The 18044-nt window shown below is 70.0% G+C and carries 17 protein-coding genes; 8 read left to right on the plus strand and 9 right to left on the minus strand.

Annotation, left to right across the window (positions count from 1 at the left end):
* Nucleotides 1-50: 50 nt before the first annotated feature.
* Nucleotides 51-686, minus strand: coding sequence for a GNAT family N-acetyltransferase (locus tag BLT28_RS28320; protein ID WP_030427876.1), 636 nt, complete (start codon nucleotides 684-686; stop codon nucleotides 51-53).
* Between the two features lie 173 nt (nucleotides 687-859).
* On the opposite strand from BLT28_RS28320, the gene BLT28_RS28325 reads away from it, so the two are divergent.
* Together BLT28_RS28325 and BLT28_RS28330 are read left to right on the plus strand one after the other, a co-directional pair.
* Nucleotides 860-2203 (plus strand): aminotransferase-like domain-containing protein, encoded by a 1344-nt coding sequence (locus BLT28_RS28325; RefSeq protein WP_030427877.1) that lies wholly within the window; start codon nucleotides 860-862, stop codon nucleotides 2201-2203.
* A 105-nt stretch (nucleotides 2204-2308) separates the two neighbouring features.
* Nucleotides 2309-3256 carry a D-alanine--D-alanine ligase family protein gene (locus BLT28_RS28330; protein WP_030427878.1) on the plus strand — a complete coding sequence of 316 codons (948 nt, stop codon included), beginning with the start codon at nucleotides 2309-2311 and terminating at the stop codon, nucleotides 3254-3256.
* A 100-nt stretch (nucleotides 3257-3356) separates the two neighbouring features.
* Here BLT28_RS28330 and BLT28_RS28335 read toward each other — a convergent pair whose 3' ends face one another.
* The 8 genes from BLT28_RS28335 to rpmH form a co-directional block, all read right to left on the minus strand.
* Complete coding sequence (locus tag BLT28_RS28335; RefSeq protein WP_030427879.1) at nucleotides 3357-4322, minus strand: ParB/RepB/Spo0J family partition protein; 966 nt, start codon at nucleotides 4320-4322, stop codon at nucleotides 3357-3359.
* Nucleotides 4319-5215: a ParA family protein gene (locus BLT28_RS28340; RefSeq protein ID WP_030427880.1), complete on the minus strand. Its 897-nt coding sequence runs from the start codon at nucleotides 5213-5215 to the stop codon at nucleotides 4319-4321. The genes BLT28_RS28335 and BLT28_RS28340 overlap by 4 nt, the downstream gene beginning before the upstream one ends.
* Before the next feature lie 97 nt (nucleotides 5216-5312).
* Entirely contained in the window at nucleotides 5313-6026 is a 714-nt protein-coding gene (rsmG, locus tag BLT28_RS28345) for a 16S rRNA (guanine(527)-N(7))-methyltransferase RsmG (protein ID WP_030427881.1), read from the minus strand.
* Between the two features lie 417 nt (nucleotides 6027-6443).
* The gene (locus BLT28_RS28350) at nucleotides 6444-6986 is read right to left on the minus strand and encodes a Jag family protein (protein WP_030427882.1); all 543 of its coding nucleotides are present in this window, start codon (nucleotides 6984-6986) and stop codon (nucleotides 6444-6446) included.
* A 27-nt stretch (nucleotides 6987-7013) separates the two neighbouring features.
* Nucleotides 7014-8033, minus strand: a complete 1020-nt coding sequence (yidC, locus tag BLT28_RS28355; RefSeq protein WP_030427883.1) for a membrane protein insertase YidC — start codon at nucleotides 8031-8033, stop codon at nucleotides 7014-7016.
* Nucleotides 8034-8037: 4 nt separating this feature from the next.
* The gene (gene yidD / locus BLT28_RS28360; protein WP_030427884.1) at nucleotides 8038-8361 is read right to left on the minus strand and encodes a membrane protein insertion efficiency factor YidD; all 324 of its coding nucleotides are present in this window, start codon (nucleotides 8359-8361) and stop codon (nucleotides 8038-8040) included.
* Entirely contained in the window at nucleotides 8358-8765 is a 408-nt protein-coding gene (gene rnpA, locus BLT28_RS28365) for a ribonuclease P protein component (RefSeq protein WP_030427885.1), read from the minus strand. The genes yidD and rnpA overlap by 4 nt, the downstream gene beginning before the upstream one ends.
* 14 nt (nucleotides 8766-8779) lie before the next feature.
* Nucleotides 8780-8917 (minus strand): 50S ribosomal protein L34, encoded by a 138-nt coding sequence (gene rpmH, locus BLT28_RS28370; RefSeq protein WP_030427886.1) that lies wholly within the window; start codon nucleotides 8915-8917, stop codon nucleotides 8780-8782.
* Between the two features lie 546 nt (nucleotides 8918-9463).
* Between rpmH and dnaA the strand changes: the two genes are divergently transcribed.
* The 6 genes from dnaA to gyrB all read left to right on the plus strand — a co-directional run bounded on the left by dnaA (nucleotide 9464) and on the right by gyrB (nucleotide 18033).
* On the plus strand, nucleotides 9464-11011 hold the full coding sequence (gene dnaA, locus BLT28_RS28375) for a chromosomal replication initiator protein DnaA (RefSeq protein ID WP_030427887.1): 1548 nt from the start codon (nucleotides 9464-9466) through the stop codon (nucleotides 11009-11011).
* A 906-nt stretch (nucleotides 11012-11917) separates the two neighbouring features.
* On the plus strand, nucleotides 11918-13051 hold the full coding sequence (gene dnaN, locus BLT28_RS28380; RefSeq protein ID WP_030427888.1) for a DNA polymerase III subunit beta: 1134 nt from the start codon (nucleotides 11918-11920) through the stop codon (nucleotides 13049-13051).
* Nucleotides 13052-13096: 45 nt separating this feature from the next.
* Complete coding sequence (gene gnd / locus BLT28_RS28385) at nucleotides 13097-14020, plus strand: phosphogluconate dehydrogenase (NAD(+)-dependent, decarboxylating) (protein WP_030427889.1); 924 nt, start codon at nucleotides 13097-13099, stop codon at nucleotides 14018-14020.
* 12 nt (nucleotides 14021-14032) lie between these two features.
* The gene (gene recF, locus BLT28_RS28390; RefSeq protein WP_030427890.1) at nucleotides 14033-15187 is read left to right on the plus strand and encodes a DNA replication/repair protein RecF; all 1155 of its coding nucleotides are present in this window, start codon (nucleotides 14033-14035) and stop codon (nucleotides 15185-15187) included.
* A gap of 151 nt (nucleotides 15188-15338) precedes the next feature.
* A complete protein-coding gene (locus BLT28_RS28395; protein ID WP_030427891.1) occupies nucleotides 15339-15851 on the plus strand; it encodes a DUF721 domain-containing protein in 513 nt (170 codons plus the stop codon).
* Nucleotides 15852-16074: 223 nt separating this feature from the next.
* The gene (gene gyrB / locus BLT28_RS28400) at nucleotides 16075-18033 is read left to right on the plus strand and encodes a DNA topoisomerase (ATP-hydrolyzing) subunit B (RefSeq protein ID WP_030427892.1); all 1959 of its coding nucleotides are present in this window, start codon (nucleotides 16075-16077) and stop codon (nucleotides 18031-18033) included.
* Nucleotides 18034-18044 lie beyond the last annotated feature (11 nt).

Here is an 18044-nt window from a genome sequence, read left to right on the forward strand (position 1 = left end):
CACGAAGAAGCCCCCGAGCCACGCGGTTCGGGGGCTTTTCCGTCTTGAGCTCAGCGCAGGCTGGACTCGGAGATCGTGGCGGTGCTAGTGATGCTGACCTCGCCGAGCAGCCGCTCCAACGCGGCCTCGACGTCTTCCTTCCAGGTCAGGCCGGTGCGCAGTTCCAGGCGCAGCCGCGGCCAGCGGGGGTGCTCCCGGACGGTCTTGAACCCGACGCTGACCAGGAAGCCGGAGGGGATGACGCAGCTGTCGGCATCCTTGTCCTGGGCGCGGCCGAAGGCCTCGATCGCCTTCACGCCGCGGCGGGTGAGATCCTTGGCGACGGCCTGGATGAGCATCCGGCCGAGCCCGGTGCCCTCGAACTCCGGCAGCACCTTCAGCGAGGTGAGCATGACCGCGTCGGGGCTGACCGGGGCGGTGGGGAACGCGGCGGCCCTGGGAACGGCGTTGGGCGGCGCGTAGAGCACGAAGCCGGCGGGCACGTTGTCGCTGTAGGCGATCCGGCCGCAGGAGCCCCATTCCAGCAGGACGCTGGAGACCCACGCTTCCTTCTCGAGTTCGGTCTGGCCGAACTCCTCGGCCTGTTCCTTGATATGCGGGGCCAGCTCCCAGAACACACAGCCCCGGCAGTGCCGTGGCAGATGGTCCAGGTTGTCCAGCGTGACGCTGTCGACGCGTCGCGACACCTGACCTCCCCGCAGAAGGACGTCACTCGCCATGAGGACGAGAACGCTAACCAGCATAGGCGCGCCGAGCCCACGGCCGAAAGTGACATAACCAGCATGGTGGGACCGCCCTGGCCGGCGTCTTCCTAGACTAGACCGACGTTGTCGGTGTGCACGGCCCCAGGGAGCGCCGCATGAACCTACCGGGACAGGGACCTGATCAGCAAAGCAACCCCTCGGTTGCGGCAGCTGCGGGTCGCAGCCTCGACCCGCACGTTCAGCGCTACGCGGCCAGAACCGCGGGCATGACCGCGTCGGAGATCCGCGCCCTGTTCGCCGTGGCCAGCCGCCCCGAGGTGGTCTCGCTGGCGGGCGGCATGCCGTACCTGGCCGCGCTGCCGATGGACTCGCTGGCCACCGACGTGGCCGAACTCATCGCCACCGAGGGGCAGCAGGCCCTGCAGTACGGCTCCGCCCAGGGCATCCCGCAGCTGCGCGAGCAGATCTGCGAGGTCATGGCGCTGGAGGGCATCTCGGCGCACCCGGACGACGTCGTGGTGACCGTCGGCTCGCAGAGCGCGCTGGACATGGTGACCAGAATCTTCTGCGACCCGGGCGACGTGGTGCTCGCCGAGGCACCGTCCTACGTCGGCGCGCTGGGCACCTTCACCGCCTACCAGGCCGAGGTCGTGCACGTCGAGATCGACGACAACGGCCTCATCCCGTCCGCGCTCAGTGCCGCGCTGGACGCCGTGCGGGCCAGTGGCAGGCGGGTGAAGTTCCTCTACACGATCCCGAACTTCCACAACCCCGGCGGCGTGACCCTCTCGGCGGAGCGCCGCCCGGAGATCCTGCGGATCTGCGCCGAGCACGACGTGCTGGTCATCGAGGACAACCCGTACGGGTTGCTCGGGTTCGACGGGCAGACCTACCCGGCGCTGCGGGCCAGCGAGCCGGACAACGTGGTCTACCTCGGCTCGTTCTCCAAGACCTTCGCCCCCGGCCTGCGGGTGGGCTGGGCGCTCGCGCCGCACGCCGTGCGGGAGAAGCTGGTGCTGGCCGCCGAGTCCGCGACGCTGTGCCCGCCGACGATCACCCAGGCCGTGGTGTCGAGGTACCTGGCCGCGCACGACTGGAAGGGCCAGATCAAGGTCTACCAGCAGGCCTACCGCGAGCGGCGGGACGCGATGCTCACCGCGCTCGAGCAGCACCTGCCCGCGGGCTGCACCTGGACCCGGCCGGACGGCGGCTTCTACGTGTGGCTGACCGTGCCGGAGGGCCTCGACACGAAGGCGATGCTGCCGAGGGCGGTCACCCAGCGCGTCGCCTACGTGCCGGGCACTGCGTTCTACGGCGACGGCTTCGGCAGCAGGCAGATGCGGTTGTCGTTCTGCTACCCGACACCGGAGCGGATCCGGGAGGGTGTGCGGCGGCTGGCCACGGTGCTCGAAGGGGAGCTCGAACTGCTGCGCACGTTCGGGACGGTGACGACGCGGCAGCTCAGCGGTCCGCAGTCGCCCTCGCCCGATACCGCGTGACGCGGAGTTGTCCACAGCTGTCCACCGATTGTGGCGAGTTGTCCCCAGATCGGGGGCCAGTTGTCCACAAGGTTGTCCACCGCCATGTCGGATCGAGGAGTACGGGTGTCGGATCGCTGGATCGCCGTGTTGTCCGGCGGGCTCTCGCACGAGCGCGAGGTCTCGCTGCGGTCGGGACGGAGGCTCTCAGCGGCTCTACGCGGCACCGGCCTCGTCGTCGAGGAGTGGGACGCTGACGGCACGCTGCTGAGCCGTCTGCGGGGCTCTCGGCCCGACGCGGTGGTGGTCGCGCTGCACGGGGGCGAGGGCGAGAACGGTGCCGTGCAGTCGGTACTGGAGCTGACCGGCGTTCCGTTCGTCGGGACCGACTCGAGGGCCTGCCGCCGGGCCTGGGACAAGCCGACCGCCAAGGCCGAGCTGGCCCGCTCCGGGCTGGCCACGCCGGACTGGGTGGTGCTGCCGCACAGCACTTTCCGGGTGCTCGGCGCCCAGGCGGTGCTCGACTCGCTGGTCGACCGCCTCGGACTGCCGCTGATCCTCAAGCCGGACCAGGGCGGTTCCGCGCTCGGAGCCCGCGTGGTCCGGGAAGCGGCGGAACTGCCCGCCGCGATGGTCGGCTGCCTGGCCTACGGCGACACCGTGATGGCCGAGCGCTACATCGAGGGCGTCGAGGTCGCGGTGAGCGTCGTCGACGGCCCGGACGGGCCGACGGCCCTCCCGGCGGTGGAGATCGTCCCGGAGAGCGGCCTCTACGACTACGCCGCGCGCTACACCGCCGGGCTCACCCACTACCACGCTCCGGCGCGGCTCTCCGAGGCCGAGGCGAAGGCGGTGGGGGAGCTGGCCGTCGCCGCGCACCGGTTGCTCGGTCTGCGGGACGTGTCGCGGACGGACGCGATCGTGGCCGCTGACGGCACCGTGCACTTCCTCGAAGTGAACGTCTCGCCCGGACTGACCGAGACCTCGCTCCTGCCGATGGCGGTGGAGGCGGCCGGGCGATCGCTCGGCGAGGTCTTCGCCGGACTCGTCGAGAAGGCCATCGCCCGGGGCTGACACGGCGAAGGGGCCTCCGGACGCTCATCGCGTCTCCGGAGGCCCCTTTTCGCTTTCGTCACCGTGACAAAATGACCCGGTGTGACCGCTAGGACCCGTTCTATGCCCGATTTGCCGGATTCGGCTGCATCATCGCCACGATGCGTTCGAGGTCGTCCACCGAGCCGAACTCGACGACGATCCGGCCCTTCCGCTTGCCGAGTTCGACCTTCACCCGAGTGTCGAAACTGTCCGACAGGCGCTCGGCGAGTTCCTGGAGACCGGGCGCGTGCATCGGCTTGCGAGGAGCGGGCTTCGGCTTGGCGGGCTGCTCGCTCTTGGCGAGGGTGACCGCCTCCTCGGTGGCCCGCACCGACATGCCCTCGGCGACGATGCGCGCCGCCAGCTCCTCCTGGCCCGCGGAGTCCTCCAGGCCGAGCAGCGCGCGGGCGTGCCCGGCGGAGAGCACTCCGGCAGCGACGCGTCGCTGCACGGGGAGGGGGAGCTTCAGCAGCCGGATCATGTTGGTGATGACCGGGCGGCTGCGGCCGATCCGCGAGGCCAGCTCCTCGTGGGTGACCTCGAACTCCTCCAGCAGCTGCTGGTAGGCCGCCGCCTCTTCGAGCGGGTTCAGCTGGACGCGGTGGATGTTCTCCAGCAGCGCGTCCCGGAGCATCGCGTCGTCGGCGGTCTGCCGGACGATGGCCGGGATCTTGGTGAGCCCGGCCTGCTTCGACGCCCGCAGCCGCCGCTCGCCCATGACGAGCTCGTAGGAGTTGCGGGACAGCTCGCGCACGACGATCGGCTGCATGAGGCCGAACTCGCGGATCGAGTGCTCCAGTTCGGCCAGCGCCTCGTCGTCGAAGACCTGACGCGGCTGCTTCGCGTTGGTCTTGATCTCGGGGATCGGCACCTCGCGGTAGACCGCACCCGCGACCTGCCCGGTGAACTCCTCCGGCTTCCCGCCATCGCGGTTGGCCACGGCGAGCCCGCCGCCCGCACCGGCCGCCGCGGCGGCACCACCCGGTGGGCCCTGCGGGATCAGTGCGGCGAGGCCCCGTCCGAGGCCGCCCTTCCGTTCACTCATGTCCGCTCCATCTGCGTGCCCCGGATGGCCAGCTCGCGCCCGGCATCGAGGTAGCTCATCGCTCCACGTGAACCCGGATCGTAAGCGAGCACGGTCTGTCCGAAGCCCGGCGCCTCCGAGACCTTCACACTCCTGGGGATGACCGTCTTCAGGACGTGGTCCCCGAAGTGCGAGCGGACCTCGGAGGTGACCTGGTCGGCCAGCTTGGTGCGCCCGTCGTACATCGTCAGCAGAATCGTGGAGACGTCCAGCGTCGGGTTGAGGTGGGCCTGCACCAGCTCGATGTTGCGCAGCAGCTGACCGAGCCCCTCCAGCGCGTAGTACTCGCACTGGATCGGGATCAGCACCTCGCGGGCCGCCACGAGCGCGTTCACCGTGAGCAGGCCGAGCGACGGCGGGCAGTCGATGAAGACGTAGTCCGGGCGGAGTTCGTCCAGCGACTCGGGGGAGAGGGCTTCCTTGAGCCGCCCCTCCCGGTTGGGCATGGCGACGAGCTCGATCTCCGCACCGGCCAGGTCGATGGTGGCCGGGACGCAGTAGAGATTGTCGGACTGGCTGCTGACCGCGGCCGCGTCGGACACGGAGATCTCGCCGATCAGCACCTCGTAGATGGACGGGGTGCCGGAGCGGTGCTCGACGCCCAGGGCGGTGCTGGCGTTGCCCTGCGGGTCGAGGTCGATCACGAGGACCTTCAGGCCGTGTATGGCCAAGGCAGCGGCCAGGTTGACCGTGCTCGTGGTCTTGCCGACTCCGCCCTTCTGGTTGGCGACGGTGAGAATCCGGCGCTGTGCGGGCCGGGGGAGTTGGTGTGCGTCGGGGTGGAGCACCTTGGTGGCCCTGGCGGCCTCCTCGGCGATCGGGGTCCACCCGGAGAACTGGTCGGAGGTCGTCACCGCGTGTTGCCCCTCTCCGGCATTCGGCGCGCTGTGCACCCCGTACGAACCCACTGTTTCACGTGGAACATCCACCGCTCCGTTCTGGGACTCACCCTCACCGATCCTTCTTCCTGCGCCGCCGGGCATCACGGCCGCGGTCGACCTCGACCCGCGGCACGAGCACCACCGTGGTCGGCACCTCCAACACACCCTCGCCCCGGGTGGCGACCTCCGGGACGCCGCCGCCCGCCGCCTTCACCTCGCGGGCATCGCGCTCGATCTCCTCGGCCGCGCTGGCGCCCTTGAGTGCCACCAGCAGGCCGCCCGTGCGCGCCAGCGGCAGGCACCACCCCGCGAGCTTGGCCAGGGGCGCGACCGCCCGCGCGGTCACCACGTCGGCGCCCCCGTGGTTCGCCCGCACCGCCTTCTCCTCGGCGCGGCCACGCACCACAGTCACCGACGACAGTTCGAGCTCGTCCGCGACGTCCTCCAGCCAGCCGACGCGGCGAGCCATCGGCTCCAGCAGCGTCAGGCGCAGATCCGGCCGGGCGATCGCCAGCGGGATGCCGGGGAGCCCGGCACCGGAGCCGACGTCGATCACGCGCGCGCTCTCCGGGAACAGATCGCTGATCACCGCGGAGTTCATCAGGTGCCGATCCCACAGCCGGTCGACCTCGCGAGGGCCGATGAGCCCGAGCTCGACGCCGCGCCGGGCCAGCAGGCCGTGGAACCGCACCGCGAGCTCCAAGCGCGACCCGAACACCTGATCCGCTCCGGGCGGGGGGTCTGCGGGTGTCGGCGCGGACGGACGCTGTTCGGTTTCGTTCATCTCTCTCCAGCTCGCGGTTGCGTTTCACGTGAAACATGGGCGCTCCGCGCGGCGACCGCGCCGCCGTGTTTCACGTGAAACGAGTATCGAGGGTCCGCCCGGGGCCATCCGCTCCGGCTCGCCGCTCATGCGCCAACGGGCGCGGCGATCGCGCCGTCTGCCAAGCATCACGAGTCCGAAGCGAGAAGGGAAGCGGATGGCGGGCGAGGTGAACCTCGTTACGCGCCGCGTAGCGAGGGTGGCTTTCGCCCGGTGCGGGTTCCCCCGAAAACAAGGTTCCTCCGCAGCGGGTGAGGCGGTCAAGCTGAGCGGGCGCCTGGCCGGAGATTCGATCGCCGGTTCCTTCGTCCGGGGCAGCCGGATAGACGAAAGGGCCCCGCGGTCGGTGACCACGGGGCCCTTTCGGGATGCGCTGCGTCAGGAGGTGCGGAACACCACGACGCGACGGTTGGGCTCTTCGCCCTCGCTCTCGCTGTGCACGCCCGCCACGCTCGCGACGGCGTCGTGCACGACCTTGCGCTCGAACGGGGTCATCGGGCGCATGCGGATCGACTTCTCGGTCTCCAGGACCTTCTCCGCAGTGGACCGGCCGAGCTCGCTCAGCTCCTCCCGGCGCTTGGCCCGCCAGCCCGCGACGTCGAGCATCAGCCGACTGCGAACCCCGGTGCTCTGCTGCACCGCGAGGCGGGTCAGTTCCTGGAGCGCCTCCAGGCCCTCGCCGCGGCGGCCGACCAGCTTCTCCAGGTCGTCACCGCCGTCGATGCTCACCACGGCGCGGCCGGCCTCGACGTCGAGGTCGATGTCACCGTCGTAGTCGAGCAGGTCGAGCAACCGCTCCAGGTAGTCCCCGGCGACGTCGCCCTCGCGCACGAGCAGCGATTCGCCGCTCTCGGCCTCGGCGGCTGAACCGGTGGCGTCGGTTCGCACGTCCGCGTCCGCGGCCTGCAAGGTCTCCGACACGGTTTCTCCTCTCAACTGGCAGCCGCCTCAGCGGCGCTTGCGACTCTGCTTCTTGCCGCGGGAACGGTCGTCGATGATCCCAGGGACGGTTCCCGGCTTGGGCCGGGCCGAGTCCTTCTTGGGAGCAGAGCCGTTCGCGGCAGGCTTGTCCGCCTCGGTGGCGTCGCCCTCGGTGTTCACGGTGGTGTCCGCGGCGGGGCGCTTGCGGGTCGGCTTCTGGCCCGGCTTGGGGGCGAGGTTCTGCCGCTTGGAGATCGCGTCCTGCTTCTTCTGCTCTTCCTCGCGGTCGATGCGGTGGTAGACCACGTACTGCTGCATCAGCGTCCAGAGGTTGTTGCTGAGCCAGTAGAGCAGCATGCCCATGGGCAGGAAGAGACCGGCGACGAGCACGCCCATCGGGAAGACGTAGAGCGCCAGCTTGTTCATGATCGCGGTCTGCTGGTTGGCCGCGGCGGGGTTCTGCCGGGCGACCGAGTGCCGCGAGGTGAGGTGGGTCAGCGCGCTCGCGACGATCATGATCGGGATCGTCACGATGATCTGGACGTTGCGGTCCGTGCCGTAATGGGCCAGCGTCTCAGCGGTTGCGGTGAGCGAGGACGAGAAGTTCGCGCCGAACAGCTTGGCGGCCAGGTAGGACTTGACGTCCTCGGCGCCGAAGAAGAAGTTCTGCGTCGCGTCGGCCTTGAAGCCCTGGAGCACGTTGGTCAGCCCGAAGAAGACCGGGATCTGCACCAGCATCGGCAGGCATCCGCCGAGCGGGTTGAAGCCGTGCTCGGACTGCAGCTTCTGCATCTCCGCGGCGAGGCGCTGCCGGTCGTTGCCGTACTTCTCCCGCAGCTTCTGCATCTGCGGAGCGAACTCCTGCATCTGCTTCATCGAGCGCACGTACTTGACGAACGGCTTGAAGAGGATGGCCCGCAGGGTGAAGACCAGGAACATGATCGACAGCGCCCAGGCGAAACCGCTGGCCGGCCCGAACAAAGCCCCGAAGACCTTGTGCCAGACCCACATGATGCCTGACACGGGGTAGTTGATGAAATCCAGCACGAAGCTACTCCTCGGCGGGGATGTGGTGAACCCGCTCCTGGTCCGTGGACTCGCCACGTGACCCTCGGCGCGGTGGAACGGGGTCCATGCCTCCAGGGTGCCAGGGGCCGCAGCGGAGCAGTCGGCGCGCGGCGAGCCAGGAGCCCCGGAGCGCGCCGTGCACGGTGATCGCCTCGACGGCGTACGTGCTGCAGCTTGGGTAGAAGCGACAGGACGGGGGGAGCAGGGGGGAGATCCATCTGCGGTAGCCGCGGATGGGGAGCAGGAGCACGCGGCCGACGAGACCAGGACGGCCCGAGTCGGCCTCGGGCGGCTGGGTTTCGGTCATGACGACGGTCCGCGTGGTGTCCGGCGCAGCTTGCGCAGCGCCGCGTCGAGATCGGCGGCCAGCTCGGCGCTCGTGGCATCGGCCGCGGGCGGGAGCGCGCGGACGACGAGCTGGGACCCGGACGGCAGCTCCGCCAGCCGCGGCCCCAGCAGGTGCCGGAGCCGGCGGCTGACGCGGTGCCGCACGACGGAGTTGCCGACTGCCTTGCTCACGACAAAGCCCACTCGCGACGGGAGACCCCCGTCTGGAGTGGGCTGCGTCGCGTCAACCGCTTCGGCCATGCCTTCCTCCCGCTCGGGCAGCAGAGCGTGCACCACGAGCCGGGAACGTCCACTGCGCCGTCCCCGGCGCATCACCAGACCGAAGTCCTGGCGACGCCTGAGCCGGGAGACCGCGGGGAGCACGGCGTGTGCGGCGGTCAGGCCGACAGCTCAGCGCGTCCCTTGCGACGGCGGGCAGCCAGGATGGCGCGGCCGGCGCGGGTGCGCATGCGCAGCCGGAACCCGTGGGTCTTGGCGCGACGACGGTTGTTGGGCTGGTAGGTGCGCTTGCTCACGGACGGATCTCCCGGTTGCTCATTACTGGCAGGTCTATGGTCGTCCCACGCCTACCGAGGTAAGGAAGGTGCTGCCCCGCGACGACGTCGACCGTTGGAGAACCGCGAGTAGACGAGCGCAGCGCAACGCTCCCGCTGCGAGCGGGAGACCGTTCGAGGGTACGCACCGGACATCCGCACATCAAATCCGGGGGCGTCCACCACCACCGGGCTACGGACTGCACACGGTCGGTTGACTTCTCCGCAGCCGATCGCGGGCGTGCCCTTGTGAGTTGCCCCCGGCGTTGCTAGCGTGCCTGTCCGCGCTCGGGGGTCCAGGCCCCACGGAGTTCGCCGAACACCCTCTACAAGCAGCGGACACCGCACGTGGGCCGGGGGCCGTTCGAGGACGCGGGACATCCCGCCGTACCTTCATGCACAGTTGTGGATAATCCTGTGGACGCCCTTATCCTCGCCGACCCCGCGGTCGCCACTCGGGTACGGGCAGGCGGGTGGATCCCGCCGGCCCGACGGGTCGTGTGCGAGTGAGGGGAGGGGAGCGCAGCAGTGTCCGACAACCACGATCTGGCTCTGATCTGGGACCGGGTCGTCCAGGAGCTGTCCGCAGGCACCCTGACCAGGCAGCAGCGCGCGTGGATGCAGATCACCAGGCCGATCGGCCTGCTTGACGGCACCGCCCTGCTCGCCGCCCCGAGCGACTTCGCCAAGGACGCCATCGAGCGCAGCCTGCGCGGCCCGATCACCGCGGCGCTGTCCCGCCACCTCGGCGGCACCGTCTCGCTCGCGGTCAAAGTGGACACCGCCCAGCCGACCGCGCCGGTGGTCAGCCCTCCGCCGGGGATCGCGGCGGGCCCCGGCCTCCCCGTGCCACCGGAGACCGCGTCGGAGATCACCCGCCCGCTCCCGGTCATCACCGAGGACGGCGAGGAGGAGGTCGACGAGGAGCGCGAGGCGCTGGCCACGGTCAACGAGATCTGGCCGACCTTCAACGGCCAGGCGCCCGAGGGCGGGCTCGCCGGCCAGCCGTTCACCGCGCCCCGGCACGGACCGCCGACCTCGCAGACCAAGCTCAACGAGAAGTACACCTTCGACACCTTCGTCATCGGCGCCTCCAACCGCTTCGCCCACGCGGCGGCGGTCGCGGTGGCCGAGGCACCCGCGCGCGCCTACAACCCCCTGTTCGTCTGGGGGGAGTCCGGGCTGGGCAAGACCCACCTGCTGCACGCGGTCGGGCACTACGCGCAGCGGCTGTTCCCCGGGATGCGCGTGCGCTACGTGTCGACCGAGGAGTTCACCAACGACTTCATCAACTCCCTGCGCGACGACCGCAAGGTCGCCTTCCAGCGCCGCTACCGGGACGTCGACATCCTGCTCGTCGACGACATCCAGTTCCTGGAGGGCAAGGAAGGCACGCAGGAGGAGTTCTTCCACACCTTCAACACGCTGCACAACGCGAACAAGCAGATCGTGGTCTCCTCGGACCGGCCGCCGAAGCGGCTGGAGACGCTGGAGGACCGGCTGCGCACGCGCTTCGAGTGGGGTCTGATCACCGACGTCCAGCCGCCCGAGCTGGAGACGCGGATCGCGATCCTCCGCAAGAAGGCCGCACAGGACCGGCTGAACGTGCCCGCCGAGGTGCTGGAGTTCATCGCGGCCCGGGTGGAGCGCAACATCCGCGAGCTGGAGGGCGCGCTGATCCGGGTGACGGCCTTCGCCTCGCTCAACCGGCAGCAGGTGGACACCCAGCTCGCCGAGATCGTGCTGCGCGACCTGATCCCCGACTCGCACGCGCCGGAGATCACCGCGCCGACGATCATGGCGGTCACCGCGGAGTTCTTCACGCTGACCATCGACGACCTCTGCGGCCCCGGGAAGACCAAGGCGCTCGCAGGAGCCCGGCAGATCGCGATGTACCTGTGCCGCGAGCTGACCGACCTCTCGCTGCCGAAGATCGGGCAGACCTTCGGCGGCCGCGACCACACCACCGTGATGCACGCGGACAAGAAGATCCGCAAGGAGATGGCGGAGCGCCGCCGCACCTACGACCAGGTGCAGGAGCTGACCTCGCGCATCAAGATGCGCGCCAAGGGCTGACCCCGGCGCGCACCCCCACCCCCGCACCGCCCGTACGGGCTCGCTGACGCCTACGCGCGTGCCGGGGCAGGCCCAGCTCGTCCTCGCGCTCGGGCCGCCTTCTTTATTCAGGATGGGGAGCGCGGAGCCGGGGGTGGCCGAGACCGGCCTCTCGGCGTCCGGAGGGGGTGTGATCCCCTGTCCCCCGGCGGTTGAAGCCGGGCCGACGCGCGCGCTCGTCCCGTAACCCACACCCGGAGAAACACCCCGCCGACGCGCCTCGGCGACAGCCGTCCCACGGTCAGGGGCGGCGATTTTTATTGACCCTGTGGGCCGTCCGGCGGACCGGCTACCCCAGAAAAGTTGCCGATTTTGTCCCCCATCCAGGGAGATCCGGGCCACGCTCGGGCTGTGCGGAACCTGGGGGCAACCCCACCCACATCTGGGGAGCGTTCTGTGGACAGCTGGGGACAGATGTGGATTGCGGTGGGGGCAAGAAGATCCATCCACACCCGGCCCGAGTTATCCACCGGTCGACGCCACGATCGATCCACACTGGAGAACCGGCTCGGACCTGCGAGGACAGCGCCTGTCCACACAATCCACAGCCCCTATTACTGCTGTTGGTTTTCCCTTGAAGAAGAAGAACAAAGAAAAAGCAGGGGGCTGGGGATCTGGGGATGGCTCGCCCGCCGAGGGGGTCGGGGACGTCCAGGCCGAGATGACGCATCCGCCGTCGACGCTCTACCGTGGTGCCACCGCACACCAGCCGCCGGTCGGTCCCGGCCCTCAGCCGGCGTCGGTCGCTCGCTCGCCACCCGAGGTTTATTGGCGATGTGGAGCGTCGGAGCCGGTCCGGTGCGTGGAAAACGCGTGGTTGCCCCGTCGCCGCGTCGGCGGCGCGTGCCGAACCCGAAAGGAAGCCCCATGAAGATCCGCGTCGAGCGCGACGGCCTTGCCGACGCCGTCGCCTGGGTCGCTCGCAGCCTGCCCTCGCGGCCGCCGGTGCCGGTCCTCGGTGGTGTGTTGCTGGACGCGGGCTCGGGCGAGGACTCCAGCGAGACCCTGACCATCTCCGGCTTCGACTACGAGGTCTCCGCCCAGGTCGGCGTCCCCGCGATGGTCGCGACCGGTGGCAAGACCCTGGTCTCCGGCCGGTTGCTGGCCGACATCACCAAGTCGCTGCCGAACCAGCCGGTGGAGATCGCCGTCGACGGCAGCCGGGTGAGCATCACCTGCGGCAGCTCGAAGTTCAGCCTGCCGACCATGCCGGTCGAGGACTACCCGTCGCTGCCGAACATGCCGCAGCTGGCCGGTCTGCTCCAAGCCGAGGTGTTCGCCGGGGCGGTCAGCCAGGTCGCGGTCGCCGCGGGCAAGGACGACACCCTGCCGATGCTGACCGGCGTCCGCCTGGAGATCGCCGACTCCAAGCTCACCCTCGTCGCCACCGACCGCTTCCGGCTGGCCATGCGCGAGTTCGAGTGGGAGCCGTCGGGCTCGGTGGAGACCGCGGTGCTGGTCCCGGCGCGCACCATGGCCGACGCGGCCAAGACCCTCGGCGGCTCCGGCAGCAAGATCGAGCTGTCCCTCGGCTCGACCGACGGACTGCTCGGCCTTGCCGGGTCCGGCCGCCGGACCACCACCCGGCTGCTGGACGCGGAGTTCCCGAAGTACCGCCAGCTGCTGCCGAGCGAGCACAGCGCCGCGGCCGTCATCGAGGTGGCGAAGCTGGTCGAGGCGATCAAGCGCGTCTCGCTGGTCGCCGAGCGCGGCACCCAGGTGCGGCTGGAGTTCAGCGAGTCCGGTCTGCGGCTGACCGCGGGCGGCGACGACGAGGGCAGCGCGGAGGAGGAGCTCGCCGTCGAGCTCACCGGTGAGCCGCTGACCATCGCGTTCAACCCCGGCTACCTGCTGGACGGCCTCGGCGCGCTGCACACCGACCGCGCCCAGCTGGAGTTCACCAGCTCCAAGCGCCCCGCGCTGATCAAGCCGGTCGGCGAGGACGGCGACGTGCTGCCCGGTTACGTGTACCTGCTCATGCCGGTTCGGCTGCCGGACTGACGGATACCCCCTTACCCACAACGCTCTCAGCCCCGTTCGAAAAGGATGGCATCGGTGCAGCTCGGACTCGTCGGTCTCGGCAAGATGGGCTTCAACATGCGCGAGCGGCTGCGCCGCGCCGGGCACGACGTGGTCGGCTACGACCGCAACCCGGACGTCAGCGACGCCTCCTCGCTCGCCGACCTGGTGGCGAAGCTGGACGGTCCGCGCACCGTCTGGATCATGGTTCCGGCCGGGGCGCCGACCCGGCAGACCGTGGAGGAGCTGGGCGAGCTGCTCAGCGAGGGCGACCTGGTCATCGAAGGCGGCAACTCCCGCTTCACCGATGACCAGGAGCACGCGAAGTTCTTGGCGGCCAAGGGGATCGGCTACCTCGACTGCGGGGTCTCCGGTGGCGTGTGGGGACTGGAGAACGGCTACGGCCTGATGGTCGGCGGCGACAAGTCCAATGTGGACAGAGCGATGCCGATCTTCGACGCGCTCCGTCCCGAGGGCCCCCGCGAGGAGGGCTTCGCGCACGCGGGTGCCGTCGGCGCGGGGCACTTCTCGAAGATGGTGCACAACGGCATCGAGTACGGCCTGATGCAGGCGTACGCCGAGGGCTTCGAACTGCTCGACGCCTCCGAGGTGGTCACCGACGTGCCTTCGGTGATCAAGGCGTGGCAGCGCGGCACCGTCGTCCGGTCCTGGCTGCTGGACCTGTTGGTGCGCGCGCTGGACTCCGACCCGGAGCTGGACGACCTGCGCGGCTACGTCGAGGACTCCGGCGAGGGCAGGTGGACCGTCGAGGAGGCGATCAACCACGCGGTGCCCGCGCCGGTGATCTCCGCGGCGCTGTTCGCGCGGTTCGCCTCGCGGCAGGAGGACTCGCCCGCGATGCGCGCGGTCGCCGCGCTGCGCAACCAGTTCGGCGGGCACGCCGTGCACAAGGCCGGGCCGACCTCCGGGTCGGGCAGCACGGGCAGCTGACCCCGGAACCGCGTGTACGTCAGACACCTCCAGGTCACCGATTTCCGCTCCTGGGAGCACGCCGACGTGCCCCTCGAACCGGGCCCCAGCGTGCTGATCGGGGCGAACGGCCAGGGCAAGACCAACCTGGTCGAGGCGATCGGCTACGTGGCCACCCTGTCCTCGCACCGGGTGGCCACCGACGCCCCGCTCGTCCGGATGGGCGCGCAGCGCGCCGTCGTCCGCACCGCCGTCGTGCACAGCGGGCGGGAACTGCTGGTCGAGCTGGAGATCACGCCGGGCAAGGCCAACCGCGCCCGGATCAACCGCGCGCCCGCCGGCAAGCCGCGCGATGTGCTCGGCATCCTCCGGACGGTGCTGTTCGCGCCGGAGGACCTGGCGCTCGTCCGGGGCGATCCCGGGGAGCGCAGGCGCTTCGCCGACGACCTGCTGGTGGCGCGCACGCCGCGGCTGGCCGGGTTGCGCTCCGACTACGAGCGGGTGCTCAAGCAGCGCGGCGCGCTGCTGAAGAGCGCGGGTGCCGCGCGCCGGGCCGGGCGGGGAGGCGACATCGGCACGCTGGAGGTCTGGGACGGGCACCTCGCCCGGCACGGCGCCCAGCTGCTGGCCTACCGGCTGAACCTGGTCGCCGACCTCGAACCCCTGGTCGCGGCGGCGTACGCGGGGGTGGCACCGGAGTCCAGGCCCGCGCGCATCCGCTACCGCAGCACCCTGGGCGGCGACCTGCCGGAGGGTTACGGTGTGCCGGGTGGGCCGCGGGCCGACGCCGAGCAGCTGGAGACGCTGCTGCTGGAGGCGATGGCCAAGGTCCGCTCCCAGGAGCTGGACCGCGGGGTGTGCCTGGTCGGACCGCACCGCGACGACATCGAGCTGATCCTCGGTGACGCGCCTGCGAAGGGCTACGCCAGTCACGGTGAGTCGTGGTCGTTCGCGCTGGCCCTGCGCCTGGGTGCGTACGAGGTGCTCCGCGGGGACGGCGTCGAGCCGGTGCTCGTGCTCGACGACGTCTTCGCCGAGCTGGACCGGCGGCGACGGCAGCGGCTGGCCGCGGTCGCGGCGGCGGCCGAGCAGGTCCTGGTGACCGCCGCGGTGGCCGAGGACGTGCCCGCCGAGCTCGACGCGGTCCGCTACGACGTGCGGGAGGGAAAGATCCACCGTGTCCAGTGAGCAGCGGGACAACCGTCGCACATCTGGGGATAACCCTGTGGACAGTGTGGACAACTTCGTCACGCGTCGAGGTGGGACGGCACCAGGACCAGGGATAAACCCGAGTGGTTCTACCCCACAGGGTGGTGACACAGCCGGAGCCGAGCACGCACTGCGAGGGTCCGACCTCGCCAGGGCCGCCCTGGAGGCCGCGAAGGCCCAGGCGAAGGCGCGCGGTATCCCGAAGGGCAGGACCGCGGGCTCGGGGAGCTCGTCCCGTTCGGGGAGCTCGCGCAGGCGGCGCCGCTGGTCCGGGCCGGGTGCCGACGACCGTGATCCACAGCCGCTCGGCAGGCTGGCCTCGCGGATCGTCGCCGACCGCGGCTGGCAGGGGCAGCTCGCCGGGGGACACGTGTTCAGCCGCTGGGCCGCCCTGGTCGGTGACGAGGTCGCCGAGCACGCCAAACCGGTCACCCTGCAGGACGGCGAGCTGACCGTTCAGGCCAGTTCGACCGCATGGGCGACACAGTTGCGGTTGCTGCAGCGCCAGCTGCTCACGAAGATCGCCGCAGGCGTCGGAAAGGACGTCGTGCGCAGGCTGAAGGTCCAGGGACCGGCCGCACCGAGCTGGAGGTACGGTCCGCGCCATGTACCCGGGCGGGGCCCGCGCGACACGTACGGTTGAAATCAGCCGCCAAGGAGAGCGCCGCAGGCGTGTCGAACCCTCGTCCCAGGGCTCAGGACGTGGTGAAGTTCGCGCAAATCGCCCTGTGACGTTCTCAGGGGTGTCCTAGTGCCCGTTCTGTCGGTGCCGACCGGTAGGATCGAGAAGGTTGGGGCCAGCTCTCTTCGCGGGGTAGCTCCGGCCAACATCGTGTGCACCTTGTCTGCGAGGAGACACCAGGCCCGTGGCTGACAACAAGAACGCGTACAACGAGTCATCGATCACAGTCCTCGAAGGTCTGGAAGCCGTCCGCAAGCGGCCTGGCATGTACATCGGCTCGACCGGTGAGCGGGGACTGCACCACCTCATCTGGGAGGTGGTCGACAACTCCGTCGACGAGGCGATGGCCGGCTACGCGACCAAGGTCGAGGTGACCCTGCTCGCCGACGGCGGCGTCCGGGTCGTCGACGACGGCCGCGGCATCCCCACCGGCATCATGCCGGGCGAGGGCAAGCCCGCCGTCGAGGTCGTGCTGACCAAGCTGCACGCGGGCGGCAAGTTCGACGGCGAGAGCTACGCGGTCTCCGGCGGTCTGCACGGTGTCGGCATCTCCGTGGTGAACGCGCTGTCCACCGCCGTGGACGTGGAGATCCACCAGAACGGCTCGGTGTACCGCCAGCGCTACGAGCGGTCCAAGCCCGTCCACGACCTGCGCAAGGAAGAGGCCACCGACCGCACCGGGACCTCGATCACCTTCTGGGCCGACGACGAGATCTTCGAGACCACCACCTACAACATCGAGACGATCGCGCGGCGCGTCCAGGAGATGGCCTTCCTCAACAAGGGCCTGACCATCGTGCTGCGCGACGAGCGCGTCCCCGAGGACCAGGAGGACGCCGAGACCGGTCAGGTCCGCGAGCGCACCTTCCACTACCCGGGCGGTCTCGAGGACTTCGTCCGGCACATCAACGCCACCCGCGACGAGGTGCACAAGAGCGTCATCGCCTTCGAGGGCAAGGGCGAGGACCTCGAGGTCGAGATCGCGATGCAGTGGAACACCGGCTACTCCGAGTCGGTCTACACCTTCGCGAACACGATCAACACGCACGAGGGCGGTACCCACGAGGAGGGCTTCCGCGCCGCGCTGACCCGGGTCATCAACGAGTACGCGCGGGACAAGAAGCTGCTCAAGGAGAAGGACGCCAACCTCTCCGGCGACGACGTCCGCGAGGGTCTGGCCGCGATCATCTCGGTGAAGCTCAAGGAGCCCCAGTTCGAGGGCCAGACCAAGACCAAGCTGGGCAACACCGAGGCGAAGTCCTTCGTGCAGAAGGCGTGCAACGAGCACCTGGCCGACTGGCTGGACCGCAACCCCGCCGACGCCAAGACGATCATCACCAAGGCGATCTCCTCGTCCCAGGCCCGGCTGGCCGCGCGCAAGGCCCGCGAGCTGGTCCGGCGCAAGGGCGCGCTGGACATCGGCGGCCTGCCCGGCAAGCTCAAGGACTGCCGCTCCACCAACCCGGAGGAATGCGAGCTCTACGTCGTCGAGGGTGACTCGGCGGGCGGCTCGGCCAAGGAAGGCCGGGACTCGATGTACCAGGCGATCCTGCCGATCCGCGGCAAGATCATCAACGTTGAGAAGGCGCGCATCGACCGCGTGCTGAAGAACAACGAGGTGCAGAGCATGATCACCGCGCTCGGCACCGGCATCCACGAGGAGTTCGACCTCTCCAAGCTGCGCTACCACAAGATCGTGCTGATGGCCGACGCCGACGTCGACGGCCAGCACATCCGCACGCTCCTGCTGACGCTGCTGTTCCGCTTCATGCGCCCGCTGATCGAGCACGGCCACGTCTACCTGGCGCAGCCGCCGCTCTACAAGATCAAGTGGCAGCGGGCCGAGCCCGAGTTCGCCTACTCCGACCGCGAGCGCGACGGGCTGATCGAACAGGGCCTCGCCGCGGGCAAGAAGCTCGGCAAGGACGACAACATCCAGCGCTACAAGGGTCTCGGCGAGATGAACGCCGACGAGCTGTGGGAGACCACCATGGACCCCGCCCAGCGCGTGCTGCTCCAGGTGACCATGGACGACGCCGCGACGGCCGACGAGCTGTTCAGCGTGCTGATGGGGGAGGACGTCGAGGCCCGGCGGTCCTTCATCACCCGCAACGCCAAGGACGTCCGCTTCCTCGACGTCTGACCGGCTCGACC

The sequence above is a fragment of the Allokutzneria albata genome, from assembly GCF_900103775.1.
GTDB classification, from domain to species: domain Bacteria; phylum Actinomycetota; class Actinomycetes; order Mycobacteriales; family Pseudonocardiaceae; genus Allokutzneria; species Allokutzneria albata.